The following is a 21,612-nucleotide window of genomic DNA, read 5'->3' on the forward strand; positions in this document are numbered from 1 at the left end:
GGTGCTTTTTCATTGCTAACTTAAAAATTGAATGTTAAAGGAGCAAGCAGACATGAGCGAAAAACAAGAAGAAAAAGTATATGATTTATCCTTTTTTATGCCGGGACAAACCGTTGAAGCCGAGGAAATCAAAGTGCCGATCTCAAAGCGGTTCGTCGATAAAAAGGGCAATGTCATTCCGTTTGTGTTTAAGCCGATTACAACCGAGCGCATTGACGAGCTTGAAAAAGAAAATACGACTTATAAAAACATCAAAGGCAGGGGCCGCGTCAAGGATCTCGACACCCAGCGCTTTTACGCCCGAATCGCCATTGAATCGACGATCTATCCTGATTTCCGTTCAAAGGAATTAAGAGAAGCCTATCAAACGGCCGACCCGGTCGAAGTAGCCAAACGCGTTCTGTCAGTCGGAGGGGAATATGCGAACTGGCTCAACAAAGCGATTGAAATCAACGGCTTTGAAGACGATCTTGAAGATCTGGAAGAAGAAGCAAAAAACTAATCAAGGATGGGAATAAAGAAGCGGTGCATCTCTATTTTGCGATGCACGAACTTCACTATTCTCCATCCCAGCTCCGGGAGCTGTACGAAGCCCCAAAACCGTTTAAGGCGTTTTTATACGGACTCATCAGCTACAAACTTCAAATCTTGGAAAAAGAAGCGCGGAAAGGAGGTACATAATCCATGGCAAAACTGACGGCACGTTTTGAACTTGAAGACCGGGTATCTAAGAAGCTGCGAAGGATTCAGAAGGGGTTTAAAGACCTGGAAAAAAGACAAAAAAAGCTTAGCCGCCCGTTCACAATGAAAATAAAAACAAAAAAAGCAGAGAAAACATTGAAAAAACTAAATGTTTTCTTAAAAGCCAACCTGAAATCATGGCAGCTAGAAATTTCAGCAGTTGATAAAGCCGGCAAAACGATTGACAATATTTCAAATCAGCTTAAGCAAAAGCTGCCTGGCAATTATCAATTTTCAATTGTAATAAATGATCAGGCAACACCGGGCATTCAAAAGATCAGAAGCATCATGTCTGATTTGTCATCAGCCGAATACTTCTTAACTGCAGCCGTTAACGACCGAGTCACCCCGGCTGTTCAAAAAATTTCCGGCTACATGAAGGGTGTATTGCAAAAAGGATACTCTGCAACGCTCTATGTCATTGATAAAGTCACCCAGACAGCCAGCAGGATTTCCTCCTATTTGAAAAATCATTTAGCAAGGGAATATCAAGCCACCCTTACGATTAACGACCAGGCCACCGCGAAATTGAATGCCTTGCAAAAAAAGCTTAACAGCATCGAGGCCAAACGTATCCTTAAAATTGACGCAATTGTAAAAACGGAACAAAAAGAAGACAGCAAAGATTCGGATGGGAAAGCTGAGGCCGTATGGACTAAAATTCTAAAGTGGGGTAAAGAAAAATTTGGTAAATGGGTGGATGAGCTTCCAAAAAATATTTTGGACAAATCATTTGATGCCATCCTCGGTAAGCTGTTTAAAGGTGAAGAAAGTGGAGGCGGTTGTTGCTGCTGTGGGGGAGGCGGAGGTTCTATAATCAATGAACCTGCAACAAGCAGCAGGCCAGGAAGTGAAGAAACCTCCACTAATGGAGAAACAAGATCGGGAAGAAACAGATCCGGCGGCAAGTTTATGAAAGGTCTCCGAAAAGTGGGGAAAGTTGGAGGCAAAGCCCTCCCATATGCTGGAGCGCTTTTATCAGCAACTGAGTTAATGGATATGAACAAAGAAAACGCAGGCGAAAAAGTCGGTTCGGCAGGCGGAGGAATTGGCGGCGGTTTAGCTGGTGCAGCAGCAGGTGCGGCAATTGGCACAGCGATTCTCCCAGTGGGGGGGACGGCAATCGGCGGTGCCATTGGAGGTATGGTCGGAAGCATGGGCGGCTCAAGCATCGGTGAATATTTCGGGAAGATGTTCGATGACAATGGCGGTGTCGAGAAAGCATGGAATACGATAAAAGATAAATCGGCTGAGGCACTCGGAGCCGTTCAAGAAAACTGGTCGATGATAGCGGGATGGTTTACAGATAACGTTTGGAATCCTGTTGTCGGCAAGGTGGTCGAAGTAGCGACAGGGATCTGGAATCAGCTGACAACAGCCTGGACGATGATTCAGGAAACATTCATGACAGTGGCGGGCTGGTTTGCGGAAAATGTCTGGAATCCTGTTGTCGGCAAGGTGATCGAAGTAGCGACAGGGATCTGGAATCAGCTGACAACAGCCTGGACGATGATTCAGGAAACATTCATGGTTGTCGCCAGCTGGTTCGCAGAAAATGTCTGGGATCCGGTTGTCGGCAAAGTCATTGAAGTAGCGACAGGGATTTGGAATCAGCTGACAACGGCCTGGACGATGATACAAGAGACATTCACGGCGGTCGCCGGCTGGTTTGCGGAAAACGTTTGGAATCCCGTAGTTTCAAAAGTCATTGAAGTGGCAACTGGAATTTGGAATCGTTTTCAATTTACATGGAACATGATCAAAAGAGTTTGGGGCGCGGTTTCCACATGGTTTATGAATACGGTTTGGAATCCGTTAAAAAATACGTTTTCAACCGTAAAAGAAGCCATTGGAGAAAAATTTCAAGCGGCCAAAAAAACGGTAACAGACATTTGGAAAGGCGTCGCCGGCTGGTTTGAGAAAAATATTCAAAAGCCAATTGTAAAGATTGCCGGATTGATCAGCGACGGTTTTGAGAAAGCATTTGGATGGGTAGGCAAAATATGGGATAAGGTTGGCGGTGGAATTGATGCCGTCATCAACTTCATGACAGGAGATAATCCTGATAAAAATGCAACAGGCGGCTACATCACAAAACCGACCATCTCCTGGATCGGTGAAGCCGGAAACGAATTTGTCATCCCGACGGAAAACAACCGGGGACGCGGGAAGATGCTGCTTGCCCAGGCCGCGACTAAGCTCGGCATGCGCGTTGTTGACGACATGGGGGCCGCGGCGGGAGACGGGGGAGCTTCTTCTCCGGTTTCAAGCACCGCTTCATATTCGGCTTCTGTGTCGCCTGCTGTCGGCGTCGGGAATATAACGGCAGAGGCGCAGGCTTTCGGCCGGGAATTCACCGGCGGCTTTGACAAAGGGATCGGCTCAAACGCTCCTTCCCTTGATCAATGGAAGCAAAAAAACATCAGCAAGCCGTTTAGCAGCCTGCCGGCAGAATCGTCTAATTACGGAAAACAGGCGGTCACCGGGTTTGCTTCCGGGCAAAATGCTACCGCGACCGGAACGGGCGGTTTTCTTCAAGCAAAAGTAAATACGCCTTATCAAACAACGGTGAAGACGTCATCTTCCTGGGGCGCAAATACAGTCAAAAACTTCGCTTCCGGGCAAAATGCAACACCGACCGGGACATCGCAGTATGTTGATAAAAATATCAACAAGCCGTTCCTTGATTCAAAACAGTCGGCTACAGGCTGGGGATCAGGCATGGTCGGACACTTTATCAGCGGCATGAATGGAAAAGGCAGCGAAGTTTCTCAAGCTGCAAAAAACTTAGCGAAAAAAGTGGAAAAAGCGTTCCGCGAAGAGCTGGATATTCATTCTCCGTCCCGGGTAATGATGAATCTCGGGCGTTTTGCGTCGGTCGGGATTGTCAAAGGTTTAAGTTCTGTCGATGTCAAAAGTTTTGCGGAAAAACAAGCGGGCTCACTGGCAGCTGCGTTTTCCGGAATCGGAGCCGTCGGTGGAAATGTAAAGTCGTGGCTAATGCAGGCGATCATGGCTACCGGTTCACCGGCGTCGTGGCTGCAGCCGCTTTCTGTCATTGCTCAAAAGGAATCCGGCGGAAATCCGCGCGCCTCTAACGGCTGGGACATTAACGCCAAGCGGGGAGACCCGAGCAGAGGTTTGATGCAGACGATCGGCCAAACGTTTAATGCGTACAAAGGAAAAGGAATGAATGATATTTTCAATCCTGTTCACAACGCGGTAGCGGCCATCAATTACATCAAATCACGATACGGGTCGCCATTTAACACGCCGGGGATTAAAAGCATGGCAAGAGGCGGAGCTTATAAAGGCTATGCCAACGGCGGCCTGATCACTAGCGAGCAGATCGCCCGCGTGGGTGAAGGCGGCAAGCGCGAATGGATCATTCCCGAAGAACGCGGCATCCGCGGCAGATATTTGCTTCAACGGGCTGCAGGCGCGCTCGGAATGGAAGTGCATAACCCCGCTGAAGGATCCGGTTCCATTTCAAGCGGTCAGGCGGCTGCAGCCACCGCAGGCGGGGCCCGATCCCGGCAGCCGGCTGGAAACGGCGCCAAAAAAGTCAACATCTATATTACCGGTGACAATCATTATCACAGTGAGCGCGACCAGGAAACATTGATTGCGAAAATCAAGCGCGCTCTTGTCGATGAGCTTGAACGGGATATCCATATTGGGACGAAAGGAAGCGTAGCTTATGACTAAATCCGTGTACGAATTTTGGCTGACGCAAGGAAAGGAAAAGCTGCGCCTCCCTGTGCTTCCCGAGCAGCTTGACGTCAGCAATAATCTTGCGAACGAGTCTGTAAAGGTGTCAAAGTTCGGCGAGGTTACATTTATCAATGAACCGGGAGCAAAGACGATTTCATTTTCGTCTCATTTTCCGAAAAAGCATTCTCCGCTTGCGGAATATAAAGGGTTTCTTTCACCGGAGAACGCGATTCTCAAAATCGAGAAGTGGATAAAAGCAAAAAAACCGGTTCAATTTCTCGTCACGGGCACGAAGATCAATTTCACATGCAGCATCGAAAACTTTTCGCATCGTGAGGGTGAAAAGGATATCGGTGACCGGGATTTTGATCTCACATTAAAAGAGTATCAAACAGCATCACCTCGGAAGATCAAGCAAAAAAAGAAAACGAAGAAAAAACGGCCGTCCAAACCGGCTCCAAAAATGTACACCGTCAAAAAAGGCGATACGCTCTGGCACATCGCAGGCCGTTTTTACGGAAACAGCCAGGAATGGCGGAAAATTTGGAACGCGAACAAACAGGCGATGATCAAACGAAGCAAGCGAAACATCAAACAGCCGGGGCACTGGATTTTTCCGGGGCAAAAGCTGAAAATACCATAAAACGATGCGCCGGGTGAACCGGCGTTTTTCTGTTAAATCAAAAGCAGGGGATAGCGATGATCGAATTATTTGTCATAAAAGAAAGCGAATGGTATGAACTTGTCACCGAAAGCGTCACATTGGAAGGAGAAAGGTACCAGGCGCCTCGTTCGATCGAAGCGTCGATTGTGATCAAGCAGGGAAGCCATAAATATTACAGCGTGCAGGAAGGCGCTACCGTTTTATTTAAATGGAAAGGAAAAGAACTGTTTCGCGGAATTGTGTTCAGCAGGGTGCCGAAAGAATATACGCTTACGTTTAAAGCGTACGACATGCTTCAGTACTTGGTGAAAAACCAGGATGTCTATGTATTCTCGAACAAAACGGCCGCTGACATTGTCAAACGAATTGCGAACGATTTTCAAATTCCCAAAGGCGCGATCGCAAGCACCGGACATACGATTAAATCACTCGTCTTTAAAGACAATACGAGCCTGTATGACATCATCTTAAAAGCGCTGAGGGAAACAAAAAAGCAAACCGGAAAAAACTATCAGCTGTATGCCGAAAAGGGAAAGCTGTGTTTAAGAGCATGGCCCGAACAGGAGAATATCTGGGTTTTGGAAACAGGTGTGAACATTACCGATTACGCTTACAGTACGTCAATTGATGAAACAGCAACCCGGGTGAAACTGAGAAAGCAGAAAGATAACAAAACCTATACCGCATCAGCCAGCGATGAAGCCGGTATGAAAAGATTCGGCGTTCTCCAGTACACAGAAACGGTTTCGGATGATATTAACGAGGCGCAGCTGCGCGACCGGGCGAAGAAGATACAGGCTGAAAAGAAAGGCGTCAAAAAAGAGCTGAAGAGCATACAGGCGCTCGGCATACCGGAAGTCCAAAGCGGACTGCCGGTTTATATATCGATTCCGGAAGCGGGCATTAAAGAAACCTATTGGGTTGATAAAGATAAACACGATTTTGCAGGGACAAAGCATGTGATGACGATTGATGTCGTCGCGAAAAATACAATACCTGAAGGAGCGACTTCATGAAATTAAGCGATGCGATAAAAGAGCTGGCTCTTGGAGCCGTAAACGCTGAATCGCCTGTTGATGTCATGCCGGCTGAAGTCGTGTCCGCTTCTCCGCTCAAGCTGAAGCTCCGCAATCATGATAAATTGGTGATCCCCTCCGACTTACTGGTGGTGGCCAGGCATTTGACAGAACATACGGAACAGATCCGGATTGACGGAGAAGACAAAACGATTCGCTTTTACAGCCAATTGCATGCCGGCGACCACGTGATGATTGCCGCCATGCCTGGAGGGCAGTCGTTTTTCGTGATAGACAGAGTGTAGGAGTAGGAGGTGGCTCGGATGGCTCTTTCACCGGAAGTATCTTTTGAAGATATCGAGGATGACAGCGAAGTGATTGAGACTTCAAAAACGTACAAAATTGATTTTGAAACGGGCAGGATGACGGGTGATATGATTTCAGGACTCGAAGCGGTCGAACAAATGGTTTACATGGCGCTGAGAACTGAGCGTTACACATATGCCGTTTACAGCCATAATATCGGAAATGAACTGCAGGAGGTTCTTTCAGATCATGAAACGACCGACGCTTATAAAGAAATGGAGATACCGAGACTGATTGAGGAAGCCCTCATATATGACGACCGAATTTCTGCGGTAACTGATTTCGAGATTGAGCGTCAAGGCGATGCCTTCCATGTGTCTTTTTCGGTTGAAACCGATGAAGGGACATTGGAAATCGAGGAGGTGATAGGGGAAGATGTTTGAAAACCAGACATTTGAAGAGATCATGGAACGCATGCTTGAGCGGATTTCAGATGAAATTGACAAGCGTGAAAACAGCGTCATTTGGAATGCGCTTGCCCCGGCAGCTGCCGAGCTGGCGCTTTCTTATATTTGGCTTGATCAAGTGCTGAATTTGGTTTATGCGGATACGGCTGAGGGCGAATATTTGGACAGAAGGGCGGCTGAGGCCGGTCTTGAGCGCTATCAAGCGTCCAAAGCCATTTGGTCAGCAGCCTTTACGGATGGCGTATCGGTTCCCCCCGGAACCCGCTTCTTTCTGGAAGACTTATATTTTACCATGCTCGAAGACGGCAAGCTTGAATGTGAAACGGCCGGGACAAAAGGAAACGCCAATCTGTCGGGGCGGCCTTTACTTCCGCTCGATACCATTCCAGGGCTTGAAAAGGCGGTTATGGGAAGTCTTGAAATTCCCGGCCGTGATGAGGAGACGGATGAATCGCTGTATGAAAGGTATTTGATCCGCGTCCGCCGCGAAGCGGTCAGCGCGAATCAGATGCATTACAAACAATGGGCCGAAGAAGTGGACGGCGTGGGTAAAGCGAAGGTCTTTCCGCTGTGGAATGGCGAGGGAACCGTAAAGGTTGTCATTACAAACGCGAAAATGGAACCTGCCTCTGATGCATTAATCGAAAGAGTCAAGCAATATATCGATCCCGATCCGGGAAAAGGGGAAGGTATGGCGCCGATCGGAGCTTATACTGCGGTTGAAAGTGCGGTCTGGAAAGACGTCAGCATATCTGCAAAAATCATTCCTGAATCAGGCCGGACGATCGATGAAGCTAAACAGGAAATTGTAGAAAAAATCACAGCGTTGTTTAAAGAAATGGCCTTTAAAGAAAGCGTCATCCGTCTCTCGCAGATCAACAACATGATCTATGAATCGTCCTCTGTCAGTGACTATTCGGAAGTCTTCATCAACGGGGAAGCGAAAAATCTGCAGTTGATAGAAACGGAAATTCCAAAGCTGGGGCAGGTGACCATCATTGAGCAAGATTGATGAAATGGCTTTTCATCTGCCGCCATACTTGACGGAAATCTGGGAGATCCAAGACATTTTAGCGGCCGAGGCGCCAGAATTTGAGAAGCAAAATCAAGAGATTTTCGATATAACAGACCAGCTTTTCGTCACGACGGCCACATGGGGGCTGGACAGGTGGGAAAAGATTTTGAATGTCAGACGCGAGGCTTCAGACGGCGTTGATATTCGAAGGGCACGACTGTTAACCAAGATGTCCAATATTCCGCCGATTACTGCGCGCTCGATCGAGCGCGCAGTCAATGCCTTTTTAAAACAGCCGTCCGCATCCGTCAGACTGACGGCTGGACGGTATCATTTTTTGCTGAGCGTAAACGGTGAAGATCTGCAGTTTATACCTTCGATCATTCAAACCGTCAATCATATGAAGCCCGCCCATTTGGCTTATACATTCCGGGGCGGGTTTCATTATGAATATCGGCCGCCGAAAAGCATTCATAACAGACTCGTTTTAAGAAGCAAAAACGGATTTTTCGGTACGATACCGGTTTATTTGGACGGACAGTATCTGCTTGATGATTCATTCTACTTGAACGGTTTTCGAGAAATCGACGGTCTGCCCCGCAGGTTTAAACAGCAGCTCACACTGCGCCACAAGAAGCGGCAATATATCCGGTCCGCCTTGAGCTTGACGATAAAGGCGGCCGCTGAAAACCGGCGGAAACAGCAAACAAAAGCAGGCATGAAAACCGGCATTACCAATCAAAACAAACACATCCAGTCCTTCAAAATCAGCTGCAAATGCGAGCATGAATTTAAGCAAGCAGGCGCGCTAGAAATGAGGGAGAAGTGCTGGACGTTAAACGGCGCATTTTTGCTCGACGGAACGAAGCAGCTGGCAGCAGCGGCGCAAAAAATCGCATTGTAAAGGAGAAATCAAAATGGCACAACAATTAACAGTGACAACGCTTTATGCGAGACAGCAAATGGCAAAAGCACGGGCTGAGGGGGGCAAGCTCACCAAAATCACAAAAATGGCTTTCGGAAACGGAGGTACAAACGATAAAGGTGAACCCGTTGCTTTACAGGGCAACGAACAGGCGCTGAAAAACGAACTCTTGCAAAAGGAAATCGACGGCTTTGTCTTCATGGAACCGGCGAAAGTCCGCTATACATGCACTTTGGGAGAAAGCGAACTGGCAGGAGAGACGATCAACGAGCTTGCCCTTGTCGATGAAGCCGGAAAATTCACAGCGGTCAGAACGATGACAGACAAGCAAAAAGACGGCGACATCGAGTTCGTCTTCGAAATCGACGACATTTATTAAAGGAGCTGAAACAAGGTGGACATCCAAAAACCGAGACGCCAGGTTCCTGTTTTTTTATCCTAAATAAGAAGCAAATACACCAGAGTGGTTCCAAACCTAAAAAAATACAGCAATAGTCATCACAATTGAATGAGAGGCGAAGACAGGATGGATATAAAAAAACCAATGAGTTTTAAAACAACAGATCGTGCCCATGCTGATCTTTTTAATAAAGTTGTCGATCAGCTCAATGAAAATGATCAACTGATTGTAAACTATATTGATGAGATCGATCAAAAAACAGCAACAAAAAAAGAGCTGGATTCACATGTGAAAGACGGCACACTGCATATTACAGAACATGATCGACACAGGTGGAATGAAAGTCAACTGTTTAATATTACTCAGGAAGATGGGCAAGGGAAAATTAATATTCATGAAAATGAAGATTTTCATGTTGTCCTCCCTCAGCATACAGGACTTATTCACTTTACGGCGGAGTCAGGGGCACTAAACGGACCTGGTCCTTCTATCAGGGGAATTTGGACATGTAATTCTGAGGGAAATGAAGGACAAATCATCGCTTTTGACAGAGCAAATAAAACCTATCGAAAATCAATTTTCGGGGGTAAATGGACGGAATGGACGGAATTGGAAACAACAGTAGGGTCTCAAACAAAAGTGGATGCTCATGCGGACAACCCCGACCTTCATATTTCCGAACAAGAACGTAAAAAATGGAGTAGCGGACAATTATACAAGTTAACGAATGATCAAGGTTCAAGGACAAGATTGCAAAGTGGAGCAGATATTTTAAAACTGCCGACCGGATTTTATGTTGCATTAGGGAATGAGGTACAAAATAACCCGGTTCAAGATAGTTCCTGGTTTACCTATGATGTCATTGAGGCTGATGCAGAACGAAAAACAATATATGCATGGCGGACTTATGATAATACATTATGGCATGGATCTGTTCATACTGATGGAATTTTTAAGGGATGGAAGCGAATTATAACAGCTGCTGATTTAGAGCCTGCCTGGACCGAAGTTCCCCTTAAGAACGGAGCTTCCCATGGTGATCGAAAGGTGCGTTGTGGTTTAATAGGCGGACTTCTAATATTAGAGGGGGAAATTGTGACAAAAAGGGGTGTTGTTTTTGGGACACTTCCGGAAGCCTATCGGCCGTCAAAATTTCGAAGCAGAATTGTTCCGATTTTCGGTACCACAGGGATGACTAAGTTATATATTGAACCTGATGGAAATATGAGATTGGAAGGCCAGATTGCAGATAAACTTGAGAACATTACATCTTATGGTTTAGATGAAGTGATTCCCCTTTAAAAAGTAAGGGGTTATACATTTTGATATCATACTTTTTTGTCGGCATAATGAATGTCGAGTACATGTGTAAAGGGGGATAAGAGACGGTGCAATCAAACGATATTTTTCAGAAAGAGATTACAGAATTAAAGTCCGGGCAAAAAATACTCGAAAAACGCGTCAGCACACTCGAACGAACATCAGACCGCCACGATCAGCAAATCATCTCGATTAACGAAAAGCTGAACAAAATCGAAGAGAATACAACTTGGATCAAGCGCAGCATCACAGGCGCGATCATTACAGCGGTCAGCACCGGCATCATCGGCGGAGCGATCGCTGTTTTTTATAATTTATTGCAGAGATAAGGGAGGACAAGATGATGAAACATATCGACAAAGGCACGGTCGTCAGGACGGTGCTTCTTTTTATTGCGCTGGTCAATCAGACGTTGATCATGTTTGGAAAGCCGGTTTTACCGGTCGCCGAAGATCAGATTCATACATTGGCGGATGCCCTGTATTCGGCAGGGTCTGCGGCTTTTACGATCGTTGCATCACTGGTTGCCTGGTATAAGAACAACTATGTGACGAGCAAAGGGAAAATGCAACAAGAGGTTTTACAGAAAAAAGGTTTAACGAAATGAAGCCGTCTTTGAGGCGGCTTTCTGAATTGAATGTGAAAAGGAATGATGAAGTTTGGTCAAAGTCATCAAGAACTTTGTAAAAGTCAATCAATACACCCGTCCCGGGCTGAAGCTTGCGGCAGTCAATGGAATTGTCATGCATTGGACGGCGACGCCCGGGGCTTCCGCTTTAAATGAGCGCAATTATTTCAATGGCACTTGCATTATTGACAAGCGTTATGCCTCGGCTCACTATTTTGTCGACCGCCATGAGGCACAGCATATTATTCCCGATCAGGAAGTCGCTTATCATGCGCATGATCAAAACCGCTGCTATGTCAGCTTCCTGAAGCCGAATGCCAATACCATGGCGCTCGGAGTCGAAATGTGCGTGGAAAAAGACGGTACCATCCATGAAAAGACGATTCGCAATGCGGCAGAGCTTGTAGCTGATTTGTGCAAGACATACGGTTTGTCCACAGATCGGATTGTCCGCCATTACGATGTCACCAACAAAAGCTGTCCAACCCCGTGGGTGAAAGATGCCGGCCAATTGTCAGCTTTCCGTAAAAGAGTAGACGCCCTTTTGGGAACGAAAACCGTATCCGTGTCGGCTGCCTCCACCAGCAAAACAAGCTCATCGTCGGGCATTATACTCAAAAAAGGAATGTCAGGCGCTCATGTGAAAAAGCTGCAAACGCGCTTGATCGCGGCCGGTTTTTCGCTGCCCAAATACGGGGCGGACGGAAGCTACGGAAACGAGACGGTGCAAGCGGTTGCTTCTTTACAAAAGAAAGCGGGAATTAAAGCCGATGGCATTTACGGCCCGGCAACTGAAAAAGCCCTCACAGCCGCTGAAGCGTCAGCGGGCGGTAAGAGCAAGACATGGACTCTTCCCGCCGGCATTTATAAGGTGAAAAGCCCGCTGATGAAAGGAACGGCCGTCACACAAATTCAGACAGCCCTTGCGGCTCTTTATTATTACCCTGATAAAGGGGCCAAAAACCACGGGATCGACGGATACTACGGAGTGAAGACGGCAAACGCGGTGAAACGTTTTCAGTTGATGTACGGTTTGGGGGCGGACGGAATATACGGACCGAAGACAAAAGCGAAAATCCTTGCTCTCTTGAAATAAAGGAACTTTTAAAGTTCCTTTATATTTTTAAAATTTTCAAAAATATATATTCACAACCATACTTGTATGGTAGTATGGCAGAGAGGAGGTGAGAGTCATGACAATGAAACAGTTAAACCCGCGGTCTGTCAGAGACCAAATCTATCAGATGCTGAAGGAAGAAATCATGAAGTTTCGGCTTGTGCCGGGTGAGCTGATATCGGAAAAAGAGATTTCAGAACGGTATGAAGTCAGCCGCACTCCGGTCAGAGAGGCTTTTTTGCAGCTGTCGAGAGAAGGGCTTCTCGAAGTCTATCCGCAGAAAGGAACCCGCGTATCGCTAATTGATCTTGATCTGGTGGAGGAAGCGAGGTTTATGCGGGAAAACCTGGAAAAGGCTGTAGCTGAACTGGCGTGTGAAGACTTTCCGGAGGAAGCTATGTTTAAGTTGGAGCAGAATGTGAAGATGCAGGAATTATCGATTGCACAGAAAAACTATGAAAGTTTGTTTGAATTGGATGAAGCTTTTCATCAGGCGATTTTTGAAGGCTGCGGAAAAGCGAATGTTTGGGCTGCGATTCAGCAGATGAACGTTCCCTTCCAAAGAATCCGTTTATTAAGGCTTGCCGCCGATTTTAACTGGAATACCATTCATCAGCAGCACGGGGCATTAACAGAAGCGATTCGAACAAAACAGAAGGCGAAAGCTAAGAAAATTGCCGAGGAGCATTTGCAGCTGGTCATCGTTGATAAACAGATGCTCATTAATGAGTTTCCCGGTTATTTCAAAAGTAAGCGCTTTTAAAGGAGTGGTGATGTGAAAGCTGCGGTGATGACGAAGCCATTTTCAATTGAATTTCGCGACGTTCCGCGTCCCGAACCGGCCAGCGGCGAAGTCCTTGTCAAGGTAAAGGCCGCCGGGATTTGCGGCAGTGATGTGCATTTTTACGACGGTTCAAATCCATATGCACAGTACCCTCAGATTTTTGGTCATGAGCTCGCAGGCATCATTGAAAAAACGGGGGCCGGGGTGAGGGAGCGATCCGCGGGCGAAAGGGTCGTAATTGAACCGGCTATTCCGTGCGGAGGCTGTTACCCTTGTCGGAAAGGGAGGACAAACGCCTGTGTGAACATCGATATGATCGGATCGGTTCGCAGAGGAGGCTTCGCTGATTTTATCATTGTCCCGGAAACGCATGTCCATCCGATTCCTGAGCAAATGGATTTTGCAGCCGCAGCGTTGTGCGAGCCGTTTTCCATCGGAGCGCAGGCGGTTCGGCGGGCAGCTATTCAAACAGGCGAAACGATTGTCATATTGGGAATGGGTCCGATCGGGTTAACGATTTTGGCACAGCTTAAAAAGCGCTTTGACTCCCGTGTAATCGCTGTCGATCCCGTACGGGAAAGGCTTGAGCTTGCCGAAGCATTCGGTGCGGATGCCGTTATACAGCCTGGTGAAGAGGATGCCGAGCAAATGATTCTGAAGCTGACAGACGGAGAAGGAGCGGGGATTGTGTTCGAAGCGGCCGGGATTCCCGCGACGATTGAGCAATCCGTCCATTTGGCAGCTGCCGCCGGGCGCATTGTCATTGTCGGCTTAACGGGGGAAAATGTGACGATTCCGGGTCTTCTTCTCACAAAGAAAGATATTGAAATTTATGGAACAAAACACAGTGTCAATCAATTTCCCGACGTCATTCAATTTTTGAATGAAAACCCCGAAATAGCCCGATCTTTTGTCACTGAGATCATGCCTTTTACAGAAATAGAAGAGGCGTTGAAAAAAGCGAAAAACTGTCCCCATCAGGTCACAAAGATCATTTTATCTTATTGAATCGGTGAGGAGGAAGTGTGATGAAAATGGTTTTCAGATGGTATGGAGAAGGAAACGACTCCGTCACCCTTGAGCAGATCAGGCAAATTCCCGGTGTAGAGGGGATCGTTTGGGCGCTTCATCATCAGCCGCCAGGTGAAGAGTGGCCATTGGAAGAAATGTTAGAAGTGAAGCGGCAGTGTGAACAGCACGGTTTTCACATTGAAGTTGTTGAAAGCGTTAACATTCATGAGGATATTAAGCTCGGGCTGCCGACGAGAGATCTGTATATTGAAAAATACAAGCGAACGATTGAAAATTTGGCCAAAGCCGGCGTAAAAGTGATCTGCTACAATTTTATGCCTGTATTTGACTGGCTGCGGACCGATTTATACAAAAAGGCTCCAGACGGTTCCACCGCTCTGTTTTATGAGCACGCAAAGGTGCACACAATCGATCCTTTTGCGCTTGTCGATCAAATCGCCAAGCATCCCGAATTCACGATGCCGGGCTGGGAACCGGAGCGACTGGAGCATCTGACAAGGCTGTTTGAAGCCTATCAAAATGTGACGGAGGAGGATCTGTGGAGCCATCTTCACTATTTTCTTGAACACATCATTCCAACCGCCGCACGCTGCGGAATCACAATGGCGATCCATCCCGATGATCCGCCGTGGCCGGTTTTCGGACTCCCGCGCATCATGACCTCAGGAGAAAGCATCGGGCGGCTGCTACAGCTTGTCGATCATCCGGCGAATGGTGTGACACTGTGCAGCGGTTCATTGGGCGCAAATCCCGAAAATGATCTTACCGCCATGATCCATGCGTATGCCGACCGGATTCCATTTGCCCATATCCGCAACGTCAAAGTCTACGAAAACGGCGATTTTATCGAAACATCGCACAGAACAAAAGATGGCACAGTTGACATTTGCGGGATTGTCAAAGCCTATCATGAAACAGGTTTTTCAGGCTATGTGCGTCCGGATCACGGCCGCCACATTTGGGATGAAAAGTGCAGGCCCGGCTACGGACTGTATGACAGGGCGCTCGGTATCATGTATTTATGGGGCATATGGGATTCGCTTAATAGAGAAGAACAGGGGGCTTCACAATGCTTGAAATCCATGAAAATTTAGCGGGAAAAACTGCGGTCATCACAGGTGGCAGCGGGGTGCTTTGCGGCGCGATGGCGAGAGAGCTCGGCCGGCAGGGTATGAATGTTGCCATTCTTAATCGAACCGTTGAAAAAGGAGAACTCGTGGCCGAAGCTATTCGAAAAGCCGGCGGCGCAGCGATTGCCGTTGAGTGTGATGTCATCAATCAACGAAGCGTTGAACGGGCGAAGCGCGTTGTGGCCGACCGATTCGGCGGCTGTGATCTATTGGTGAACGGGGCCGGCGGCAATCACCCCAATGGCACGACATCAGATGAAACATTCAACTCCGAGCACCTCTTCCAGGACAACATCAAGACATTATTTGATCTGAACTGCGATGATGTCGGTTCTGTTCTCAATTTAAACTTCCTCGGTTCTTTCATTCCAACACAGCAATTTGCAAAAATGATGCTGAATCAAAAAGGGGCATCCGTGATCAATATTTCTTCAATGAGCGCCCAAACCCCGATGACGAAAGTGCCTGCATACAGCGCGGCGAAAGCGGGCATCGACAATTTTACGAAATGGCTGGCCGTCTATCTGGCCGAAACGGGAATCAGGGTCAACGCCATTGCCCCGGGATTTTTCCTAACCAATCAAAATGAACGGCTTCTTCTTGATCAAAACGGCGAATTTACCGACAGAGCAAAGAAGATCATCTCTCACACCCCGATGAAGCGTTTCGGCAAACCGGAAGATTTGCTGGGGACGCTGCTTTGGCTGGCGGATGAGAATATGTCAGGGTTTGTTACCGGCATAACAGTGCCGGTAGATGGCGGATTTACTGCTTATGCCGGTGTCTAAAAACGCGATAAAGGGGAGGCCGATACATGAAGCAGATTGTGTGTGAAAAGCCTTATCATTTTAAAATGACGGATGTGAAAATGCCGGAACTAAAGGATGGAGAAGCATTGGTCCGCATCAAACGGATCGGAATTTGCGGGACGGATTTTCACGCTTATTGCGGAAGACAGCCGTTTTTCTCTTATCCAAGAGTGCTCGGACACGAACTGTCCGGTGAAATTGTCAGCATCAATGATACCGGCGGAACGTTCAAGCCGGGCGATCAAGTGTCAATTATTCCTTATTTGGAATGCGGGACATGCATCGCCTGCCGGAACGGCCGGCCCAACTGCTGCGTGAATCTGAACGTCCTCGGTGTCCATACAGATGGGGGAATGCGGGAATACATAAACATCCCGGCAGACCACCTGTTAAAAACAGAAGGATTGACGCTCAGCGAAGCTGCTGTCATTGAATGTTTGAGCATCGGCGCCCACGCTGCAGAAAGGGCAAATATCAAAAAAGGGGAAGCAGTGCTTGTCGTTGGAGCGGGTCCTATCGGGCTCAGCGTGATGAGATTCGCAAAATTGAAGGGGGCGAAAGTCATCGCGATGGATGTTAGAACAGAGCGCCTCACATTTAGCCGTGAATGGGCTGAAGCCGATGAAGTTGTATTAGCGGGAGAACATGCGGCGGATGAGATCAAACGGTTGACGAACGGCGACTATCCGGCGGCTGTCTTTGACGCGACAGGGCACCTTGGATCGATGAACAGCGCTTATCAGTACGCCGCACACGGGGGCCGGCTGATCTATGTTGGGCTGGTTCACGGCCATCTGGTCATGCCCGATCCTGAAATCCACAAGCGGGAGCTGACCATTTTATCCAGCCGCAACGCATTAAGAAGCGATTTTGAGACGGTGATAAAAGCCATCAGGGATGGCGGAGCGGATGCGAACCGGTTTGTTACCGGACAGATTGCGTTCCGCGATGTTGTTGACGGATTTCAATCAGCACTTGCTCCGGAAACCAATCCTGTGAAAGTGTTGATCCATCTGTAATACCACATAAAATGAAAGCGTTTTCTAAATTCCGGAAAGAGGGGGTTGCCCATGTTTTCAAACGGCCGCGGGTTTGTCATCGTGATGCTTTTTCTGGCGGGAGTGATTAATTATTTGGATCGTTCAGCATTGTCTGTCGCCGCTCCTTTTATTCAGGAAGATTTGAACATACGTCCGGCGCAGATGGGCATGCTGTTCAGCAGTTTTTTCATCGGATATGCCATCTTTAATTTTATCGGCGGCTGGGCATCAGATAAGTATGGAGCGAAACATACGCTGTCGGCTGCAATGGTCGTATGGTCGGTTTTCAGCGGGGCCATTGCACTGACATATAATTTCGTCTCACTGTTTATCATCCGCGTCATTTTCGGCATGGGGGAAGGTCCGCTGTCAGCTGCAACGAGCAAGTCGGTCAACAATTGGTTTCCGCAAAAAGAAAGAGCAAGGGCGCTTGGCATGACGATGTGCGGAACGCCGCTCGGCGGAGCCATTTCAGGACCGATCGTCGGATTGATCGCGATCCATTGGGGGTGGAAGGCTTCCTTTGTGTTGATCATGATCATCGGGCTTATCTGGACTTGGTTCTGGATGAAATTCATGAAAGATAAGCCGGACGACTCCCGCAGTTTGTCCCCTGAAAAAGAAGCGCGTCAGAAAAAGGATACCGGCATCCCGCTGTCTTTTTATTTGAAGCAGCCGACCGTGCTGTTTACGGCGTTCGCATTCTTTTCTTACAACTATATTTTATTCTTTTTCTTAACGTGGTTTCCGAGCTATTTAACGTCAGCCCGGGGGCTGAGCATACACGATATGAGCGTTGCAACGATGATACCGTGGGTTGTCGGATTTCTCGGTCTCGCGCTTGGGGGATTTATATCGGATTATCTGTTCAAGCTGACGGGCAAACAGATGTTTTCGAGAAAAGCCGTGCTTGTGTGCTGCCTTTTGGCTGCGGCGGTATGCATTGGATTTGCCGGGCTTGTCACGACTGCGTTTGGAGCTGTTGCCCTTGTCGCACTATCGGTTTTCTTTTTGTATTTGACCGGCATCACATACTGGGCGATTATACAGGATATCGTTCATCCGGACAGGGTCGGGGGTGTGAGCGGATTCATGCACTTTCTTGCCAATACGTCCGGTATTATCGGTCCAACCGTTACAGGGTACATCGTCGAGTATACCGGGGCTTTCACAAGCGCTTTTTTGCTTGCGGGAGGGCTGGCGGTGGCAGGTTCTATTTGCGTCGCTTTGTTTGTGAAACCGATACGTTCTGAGAAGCTGCCTCAATCTGTTGCAGAAGGCGGACAGGGGCATCCTTTATGATGCACATACTGCTGAAGGCATAAAAAACCCCCTTCTCAGCAGGGAAGGAGGTTGAAAGTTCAGGCTTCACGGTTTGTTTTTTCTTTTGTTCAGCGTTTTAATGATTTTCTCGCTTCTTCTTCTGAGAAGAGAGGTATAGTCTGACAGGCCAAATTTTGCGAAATCGACGTGTTTGACTTGTTTTTTCAGTTTTTTCACAGCATCACCTAATTCAGCGCTTTTAGTTGATTGGTTTATTGTATGTATGAAACGGGAAAACGGAATAAGGACGGGAGAATTTTCCCGTCCTCGTTAAGCTTTTTTTCTTTTATACTCGCCGATCAGCCGTTCGTTTTGCCGGAAAATCCGTTCGGTATGGGGGCTGACTTCGTATTTCGCGATATTGGTTTTGGATTGCTTTTTAAACATTTTAAAGGCGAGGCGCTTTTTTGCGCTTTCATGGTCTTGCTGAAAAGCAGGCTCCATCAGTCGTCACCGTCCTCTTCGTTTGGTAGCAGAAGATCATAGATGCTTGTTAAAGAAGTAAACAGGAGGTAGTCAAATTCTGTGACAAGGTCTTCTGAGGTTAACTTCATGACATAGTCAAAATCGTGGATGGAAAAAGGAATGAGGACCATTTTTCCGTTTTCTTCATAATAAACGTCTTTGCGCTCAAGCTTTTCTTGAACATCGAAGCGGTTTTCCATATGCTCAAGCAAATGATCCTTGCTTTCTTCTGAATTATATTCGCAAAGTGCAGCGGATATATTCATTTTTTCGGCAAACCGTTTGATGAGCTTTTCGATCCCTTCTGCATATGCTTCTATATTTCCATAATAGATGTGGATCGGTTCGTTTTTCAATAGGTATTGAAACGTTTTCAGCCTGTTTTGATATGTGTGGAGGAGGTCGTTGTTTTCTTCGAGAAGCATTCTTGTGTCTGTCGCGAGTTCGGAGCTGCCGAGCTTTTTAAAGTAAGCGTTTAAGAAAATAAAAGCGTCTGTCAGCGTGAAAAAAACGGCAACGATCAAGTAATGAAGCGGGTTTGTGAAAATCGACTGCGGATCGTGCGTCCAATAAATCACGGCGCCGATAACATAAAGCAGGTACCACGTTTTTCGGATCGCGACCGTTTTTTCGGTGAGCTTTTTTTCAAAACGCCACACGGCAGCCACATACAGAGCCAGCGCCAATACAATGAGCCAAACAAGGAATTGATAAAATAGCAGCATAACTGGTTTCCCTCTTCCCGAGAAATAGTGCAGTTCCTATTCTATTGTTATGCCGGCTTTCTTTTAAACATGAAAACTCCCGTCCTGGATTCGGACGGGAGTGTGCTGATTAAAAGAATAAATCTAGTATGAAATAGGCAAATGCACCGATGGTTGCCGAAATGGGAAGGGTAATGACCCATGTGATCAACATCCGCTTTGCGGTGCCCCAGTTTACGCCTTTCACCCGGTGGGAAGCGCCTACGCCTAAAATGGATGAAGAAATGACGTGTGTCGTGCTGACAGGCAAATGGACGATCGTCGCACCAAAGATGATGAGGGCTCCCGTCAAATCTGCAGAGACACCGTTGACGGGACGGATCTTCATGATTTTTCCGCCGACGGTTTTGATGATTTTCCAGCCGCCGACAGATGTTCCGAGTCCCATGGCTGTGGCGCATGCAAGCTGCACCCAGAACGGGATGTCAGTTGTACTGTGCAAGTTACCCGCAATTAAAGCCATCGTAATGATACCCATCGCTTTCTGTGCATCGTTCGTGCCGTGTGTATAGGACTGTATGGCAGCTGTCGCGATTTGAACGCGCCGGAACCGCTTATTCGTTTTGGCCAGATTGCTGTTCTTAAAAATGACTTTGACGATGCTGTAGATCAAATATCCTAAAACAAACGCCAAAATGGGCGATAATATAAGTGCTTCGATAATTTTAATAAATCCGTGGTATTTAATCGCGGCGAATCCTTCCGATGCGATGACAGCTCCGGCAATCGCTCCGATGATCGCGTGGGATGAGCTGCTGGGAATGCCGAAATACCAAGTCACCAGGTTCCATGTAATGCCTGCGATAAGAGCTGCAAGGATCACGACCGATCCGTTTTCCAGTTTGAAAGGGTCGGCGATGTCGCTCGTAATGGTTTTCGCTACGCCTGTGAACGTCATGGCGCCGGCGAAGTTCATAACTGCCGCCATTATAATGGCGTGCCTTGGTTTTAACGCTTTTGTCGATACCGAGGTGGCGATCGCATTTGCCGTATCATGAAAACCGTTGATAAAGTCAAATGCCAAAGCAAAGATGACAATCAGTATGGTTAATACAAATAAAAGATCCATTATAATCCCTCGTTACGCATTTTTCATTATGATGGTTTCTAAATTGTTTGCTACACTTTGGCATGAATCTGCGATTTCTTCTAGCGTCTCATAGATTTCCCTGTACTGGATCACTTTAATCGGATCGGTCTCTTTCCCGAAAAGATTCTTCAGCGATTTGCGGTGCAGGTTATCGCAGTTATGTTCGTATTCTTTAATTTTAATGGCGTGCGGCTGAATTTCTGTCAGGCGATTTTCCGCCAGCAATTCAATTGTCAACAGAATTTCTTTTGCGCATTCTCTGATATAGCCGCTGAATTTATCAATATGCTCATCTGAAGATGTGATCGAGAAGATTTCCATCATGGCTGAAAAGTGTTCGATACCGTCGAGTACATCATCGAGGCTGTTTGTAAGCTGAAGGATGTCTTCGCGTTCGATCGGCGTGATAAATGCTTTGTTCAGCTCCTTAATCATCGTATGTACATAATTATCTCCTTTTGTCTCATACTCTTTTAAGGTATCCGCGAATTCTTTAAGGGTTGTCTGATTCGTCACTTTATAGTTAACAAAATACTCAGCTGTTTCGTCTAAATTTTTTGCAATTTCCGTCAAAAGCACGGAAAACTTGTCTTTTTTTCTTTTCAACATTTGTAACCCTCCATTGTTTAAATGAGACAATGCACACATCAAAATATTATATAACTTTTTGTCGAAAAAAAACAGGTGCAGTCGAAAAAAACCATTTAATTTTTAGATATTCACATCTTTTAGGTGGGCGCAAGCACCAGCTGCCATCCGGGATTTTATGATGATAATAGGCGTTTTCTCCTTTCAGCTAATTGTGTCAAAAGAACGAATGACAGGATTTTTTTTAGGAATTTGGGAGTTTGGGTTCAAAAAA

The 21,612-nt window shown here is 47.0% G+C and carries 25 protein-coding genes; 20 read left to right on the top strand and 5 right to left on the bottom strand.

Going from position 1 to position 21,612, the window contains the following annotated elements; all coding sequences use genetic code 11:
* Window positions 1-52 precede the first annotated feature (52 nt).
* The 20 genes from MHB72_RS07275 to MHB72_RS07370 all read left to right on the top strand — a co-directional run bounded on the left by MHB72_RS07275 (window position 53) and on the right by MHB72_RS07370 (window position 18,410).
* Window positions 53-502, top strand: coding sequence for a phage tail assembly chaperone (locus MHB72_RS07275; RefSeq protein ID WP_023856720.1), 450 nt, complete (start codon window positions 53-55; stop codon window positions 500-502).
* Window positions 503-543: 41 nt separating this feature from the next.
* Window positions 544-681 (top strand): hypothetical protein, encoded by a 138-nt coding sequence (locus MHB72_RS07280; RefSeq protein WP_095290311.1) that lies wholly within the window; start codon window positions 544-546, stop codon window positions 679-681.
* 3 nt (window positions 682-684) lie between these two features.
* Complete coding sequence (locus MHB72_RS07285; RefSeq protein WP_216920359.1) at window positions 685-4,449, top strand: transglycosylase SLT domain-containing protein; 3,765 nt, start codon at window positions 685-687, stop codon at window positions 4,447-4,449.
* On the top strand, window positions 4,442-5,098 hold the full coding sequence (locus tag MHB72_RS07290) for a LysM peptidoglycan-binding domain-containing protein (protein ID WP_216920361.1): 657 nt from the start codon (window positions 4,442-4,444) through the stop codon (window positions 5,096-5,098). The genes MHB72_RS07285 and MHB72_RS07290 overlap by 8 nt, the downstream gene beginning before the upstream one ends.
* A 56-nt stretch (window positions 5,099-5,154) precedes the next feature.
* Window positions 5,155-6,135, top strand: a complete 981-nt coding sequence (locus tag MHB72_RS07295; protein WP_216920363.1) for an XkdQ/YqbQ family protein — start codon at window positions 5,155-5,157, stop codon at window positions 6,133-6,135.
* Window positions 6,132-6,440 carry a DUF2577 domain-containing protein gene (locus MHB72_RS07300; RefSeq protein WP_023856723.1) on the top strand — a complete coding sequence of 103 codons (309 nt, stop codon included), beginning with the start codon at window positions 6,132-6,134 and terminating at the stop codon, window positions 6,438-6,440. The genes MHB72_RS07295 and MHB72_RS07300 overlap by 4 nt, the downstream gene beginning before the upstream one ends.
* Window positions 6,441-6,458: 18 nt before the next feature.
* Complete coding sequence (locus MHB72_RS07305) at window positions 6,459-6,884, top strand: DUF2634 domain-containing protein (protein WP_020451031.1); 426 nt, start codon at window positions 6,459-6,461, stop codon at window positions 6,882-6,884.
* Window positions 6,877-7,920, top strand: coding sequence for a baseplate J/gp47 family protein (locus MHB72_RS07310; RefSeq protein ID WP_216920365.1), 1,044 nt, complete (start codon window positions 6,877-6,879; stop codon window positions 7,918-7,920). Before MHB72_RS07305 ends, MHB72_RS07310 begins: the two co-directional genes overlap by 8 nt.
* Window positions 7,907-8,827 carry a putative phage tail protein gene (locus MHB72_RS22865; RefSeq protein WP_216920367.1) on the top strand — a complete coding sequence of 307 codons (921 nt, stop codon included), beginning with the start codon at window positions 7,907-7,909 and terminating at the stop codon, window positions 8,825-8,827. Before MHB72_RS07310 ends, MHB72_RS22865 begins: the two co-directional genes overlap by 14 nt.
* Window positions 8,828-8,840: 13 nt before the next feature.
* Window positions 8,841-9,227 carry a phage tail-collar fiber domain-containing protein gene (locus tag MHB72_RS07320; protein ID WP_020451034.1) on the top strand — a complete coding sequence of 129 codons (387 nt, stop codon included), beginning with the start codon at window positions 8,841-8,843 and terminating at the stop codon, window positions 9,225-9,227.
* Window positions 9,228-9,374: 147 nt separating this feature from the next.
* Window positions 9,375-10,550, top strand: a complete 1,176-nt coding sequence (locus tag MHB72_RS07325; RefSeq protein ID WP_216920370.1) for a hypothetical protein — start codon at window positions 9,375-9,377, stop codon at window positions 10,548-10,550.
* Between the two features lie 86 nt (window positions 10,551-10,636).
* Entirely contained in the window at window positions 10,637-10,897 is a 261-nt protein-coding gene (locus MHB72_RS07330) for a hemolysin XhlA family protein (RefSeq protein ID WP_214485528.1), read from the top strand.
* 14 nt (window positions 10,898-10,911) lie between these two features.
* Window positions 10,912-11,175, top strand: a complete 264-nt coding sequence (locus MHB72_RS07335; RefSeq protein ID WP_026579849.1) for a phage holin — start codon at window positions 10,912-10,914, stop codon at window positions 11,173-11,175.
* 52 nt (window positions 11,176-11,227) lie between these two features.
* The gene (locus MHB72_RS07340) at window positions 11,228-12,292 is read left to right on the top strand and encodes a peptidoglycan recognition protein family protein (RefSeq protein ID WP_216920372.1); all 1,065 of its coding nucleotides are present in this window, start codon (window positions 11,228-11,230) and stop codon (window positions 12,290-12,292) included.
* A gap of 97 nt (window positions 12,293-12,389) precedes the next feature.
* Window positions 12,390-13,076: a GntR family transcriptional regulator gene (locus MHB72_RS07345; RefSeq protein WP_023856728.1), complete on the top strand. Its 687-nt coding sequence runs from the start codon at window positions 12,390-12,392 to the stop codon at window positions 13,074-13,076.
* Window positions 13,077-13,088: 12 nt separating this feature from the next.
* Window positions 13,089-14,105 carry a zinc-binding alcohol dehydrogenase family protein gene (locus MHB72_RS07350; RefSeq protein WP_023856729.1) on the top strand — a complete coding sequence of 339 codons (1,017 nt, stop codon included), beginning with the start codon at window positions 13,089-13,091 and terminating at the stop codon, window positions 14,103-14,105.
* A 20-nt stretch (window positions 14,106-14,125) separates the two neighbouring features.
* A complete protein-coding gene (uxuA, locus tag MHB72_RS07355; protein WP_216920374.1) occupies window positions 14,126-15,223 on the top strand; it encodes a mannonate dehydratase in 1,098 nt (365 codons plus the stop codon).
* Window positions 15,199-16,047: an SDR family oxidoreductase gene (locus tag MHB72_RS07360; protein WP_216920376.1), complete on the top strand. Its 849-nt coding sequence runs from the start codon at window positions 15,199-15,201 to the stop codon at window positions 16,045-16,047. The genes uxuA and MHB72_RS07360 overlap by 25 nt, the downstream gene beginning before the upstream one ends.
* A gap of 26 nt (window positions 16,048-16,073) precedes the next feature.
* Window positions 16,074-17,087, top strand: coding sequence for a zinc-binding alcohol dehydrogenase family protein (locus MHB72_RS07365; protein WP_216920379.1), 1,014 nt, complete (start codon window positions 16,074-16,076; stop codon window positions 17,085-17,087).
* A 51-nt stretch (window positions 17,088-17,138) separates the two neighbouring features.
* Window positions 17,139-18,410, top strand: coding sequence for an MFS transporter (locus tag MHB72_RS07370; RefSeq protein WP_216920381.1), 1,272 nt, complete (start codon window positions 17,139-17,141; stop codon window positions 18,408-18,410).
* 66 nt (window positions 18,411-18,476) lie between these two features.
* Here the strand turns inward: MHB72_RS07370 and MHB72_RS07375 are convergent, their stop codons facing one another.
* From MHB72_RS07375 to MHB72_RS07395, 5 genes are all read right to left on the bottom strand, one after another.
* Window positions 18,477-18,608 (bottom strand): hypothetical protein, encoded by a 132-nt coding sequence (locus MHB72_RS07375; protein ID WP_023856733.1) that lies wholly within the window; start codon window positions 18,606-18,608, stop codon window positions 18,477-18,479.
* A gap of 93 nt (window positions 18,609-18,701) precedes the next feature.
* Window positions 18,702-18,875, bottom strand: coding sequence for a type II toxin-antitoxin system SpoIISB family antitoxin (locus MHB72_RS07380; RefSeq protein WP_023856734.1), 174 nt, complete (start codon window positions 18,873-18,875; stop codon window positions 18,702-18,704).
* Window positions 18,875-19,621, bottom strand: a complete 747-nt coding sequence (locus MHB72_RS07385) for a type II toxin-antitoxin system SpoIISA family toxin (RefSeq protein WP_023856735.1) — start codon at window positions 19,619-19,621, stop codon at window positions 18,875-18,877. Before MHB72_RS07385 ends, MHB72_RS07380 begins: the two co-directional genes overlap by 1 nt.
* Before the next feature lie 109 nt (window positions 19,622-19,730).
* Entirely contained in the window at window positions 19,731-20,729 is a 999-nt protein-coding gene (locus tag MHB72_RS07390; protein WP_075212749.1) for an inorganic phosphate transporter, read from the bottom strand.
* 12 nt (window positions 20,730-20,741) lie between these two features.
* Window positions 20,742-21,359 carry a DUF47 domain-containing protein gene (locus MHB72_RS07395; RefSeq protein ID WP_023856737.1) on the bottom strand — a complete coding sequence of 206 codons (618 nt, stop codon included), beginning with the start codon at window positions 21,357-21,359 and terminating at the stop codon, window positions 20,742-20,744.
* Window positions 21,360-21,612 lie beyond the last annotated feature (253 nt).

Origin of the sequence: Bacillus sp. FSL K6-1284 (genome assembly GCF_038002625.1) — a bacterium.
In the GTDB taxonomy this organism is placed as follows: domain Bacteria; phylum Bacillota; class Bacilli; order Bacillales; family Bacillaceae; genus Bacillus; species Bacillus paralicheniformis.

What these genes read in the sequence shown, in the direction of transcription:
- MHB72_RS07275 (WP_023856720.1), top strand. Translation starts at nt 53, where the DNA reads ATGAGCGAAAAACAAGAAGAAAAAGTATATGATTTATCCTTTTTTATG.
- MHB72_RS07280 (WP_095290311.1), top strand. Translation starts at nt 544, where the DNA reads ATGCACGAACTTCACTATTCTCCATCCCAGCTCCGGGAGCTGTACGAA.
- MHB72_RS07285 (WP_216920359.1), top strand. Translation starts at nt 685, where the DNA reads ATGGCAAAACTGACGGCACGTTTTGAACTTGAAGACCGGGTATCTAAG.
- MHB72_RS07290 (WP_216920361.1), top strand. Translation starts at nt 4,442, where the DNA reads ATGACTAAATCCGTGTACGAATTTTGGCTGACGCAAGGAAAGGAAAAG.
- MHB72_RS07295 (WP_216920363.1), top strand. Translation starts at nt 5,155, where the DNA reads ATGATCGAATTATTTGTCATAAAAGAAAGCGAATGGTATGAACTTGTC.
- MHB72_RS07300 (WP_023856723.1), top strand. Translation starts at nt 6,132, where the DNA reads ATGAAATTAAGCGATGCGATAAAAGAGCTGGCTCTTGGAGCCGTAAAC.
- MHB72_RS07305 (WP_020451031.1), top strand. Translation starts at nt 6,459, where the DNA reads ATGGCTCTTTCACCGGAAGTATCTTTTGAAGATATCGAGGATGACAGC.
- MHB72_RS07310 (WP_216920365.1), top strand. Translation starts at nt 6,877, where the DNA reads ATGTTTGAAAACCAGACATTTGAAGAGATCATGGAACGCATGCTTGAG.
- MHB72_RS07320 (WP_020451034.1), top strand. Translation starts at nt 8,841, where the DNA reads ATGGCACAACAATTAACAGTGACAACGCTTTATGCGAGACAGCAAATG.
- MHB72_RS07325 (WP_216920370.1), top strand. Translation starts at nt 9,375, where the DNA reads ATGGATATAAAAAAACCAATGAGTTTTAAAACAACAGATCGTGCCCAT.
- MHB72_RS07335 (WP_026579849.1), top strand. Translation starts at nt 10,912, where the DNA reads ATGAAACATATCGACAAAGGCACGGTCGTCAGGACGGTGCTTCTTTTT.
- MHB72_RS07345 (WP_023856728.1), top strand. Translation starts at nt 12,390, where the DNA reads ATGACAATGAAACAGTTAAACCCGCGGTCTGTCAGAGACCAAATCTAT.
- uxuA (WP_216920374.1), top strand. Translation starts at nt 14,126, where the DNA reads ATGAAAATGGTTTTCAGATGGTATGGAGAAGGAAACGACTCCGTCACC.
- MHB72_RS07360 (WP_216920376.1), top strand. Translation starts at nt 15,199, where the DNA reads ATGCTTGAAATCCATGAAAATTTAGCGGGAAAAACTGCGGTCATCACA.
- MHB72_RS07365 (WP_216920379.1), top strand. Translation starts at nt 16,074, where the DNA reads ATGAAGCAGATTGTGTGTGAAAAGCCTTATCATTTTAAAATGACGGAT.
- MHB72_RS07370 (WP_216920381.1), top strand. Translation starts at nt 17,139, where the DNA reads ATGTTTTCAAACGGCCGCGGGTTTGTCATCGTGATGCTTTTTCTGGCG.
- MHB72_RS07380 (WP_023856734.1), bottom strand. Translation starts at nt 18,875, where the DNA reads ATGGAGCCTGCTTTTCAGCAAGACCATGAAAGCGCAAAAAAGCGCCTC.
- MHB72_RS07385 (WP_023856735.1), bottom strand. Translation starts at nt 19,621, where the DNA reads ATGCTGCTATTTTATCAATTCCTTGTTTGGCTCATTGTATTGGCGCTG.
- MHB72_RS07390 (WP_075212749.1), bottom strand. Translation starts at nt 20,729, where the DNA reads ATGGATCTTTTATTTGTATTAACCATACTGATTGTCATCTTTGCTTTG.
- MHB72_RS07395 (WP_023856737.1), bottom strand. Translation starts at nt 21,359, where the DNA reads ATGTTGAAAAGAAAAAAAGACAAGTTTTCCGTGCTTTTGACGGAAATT.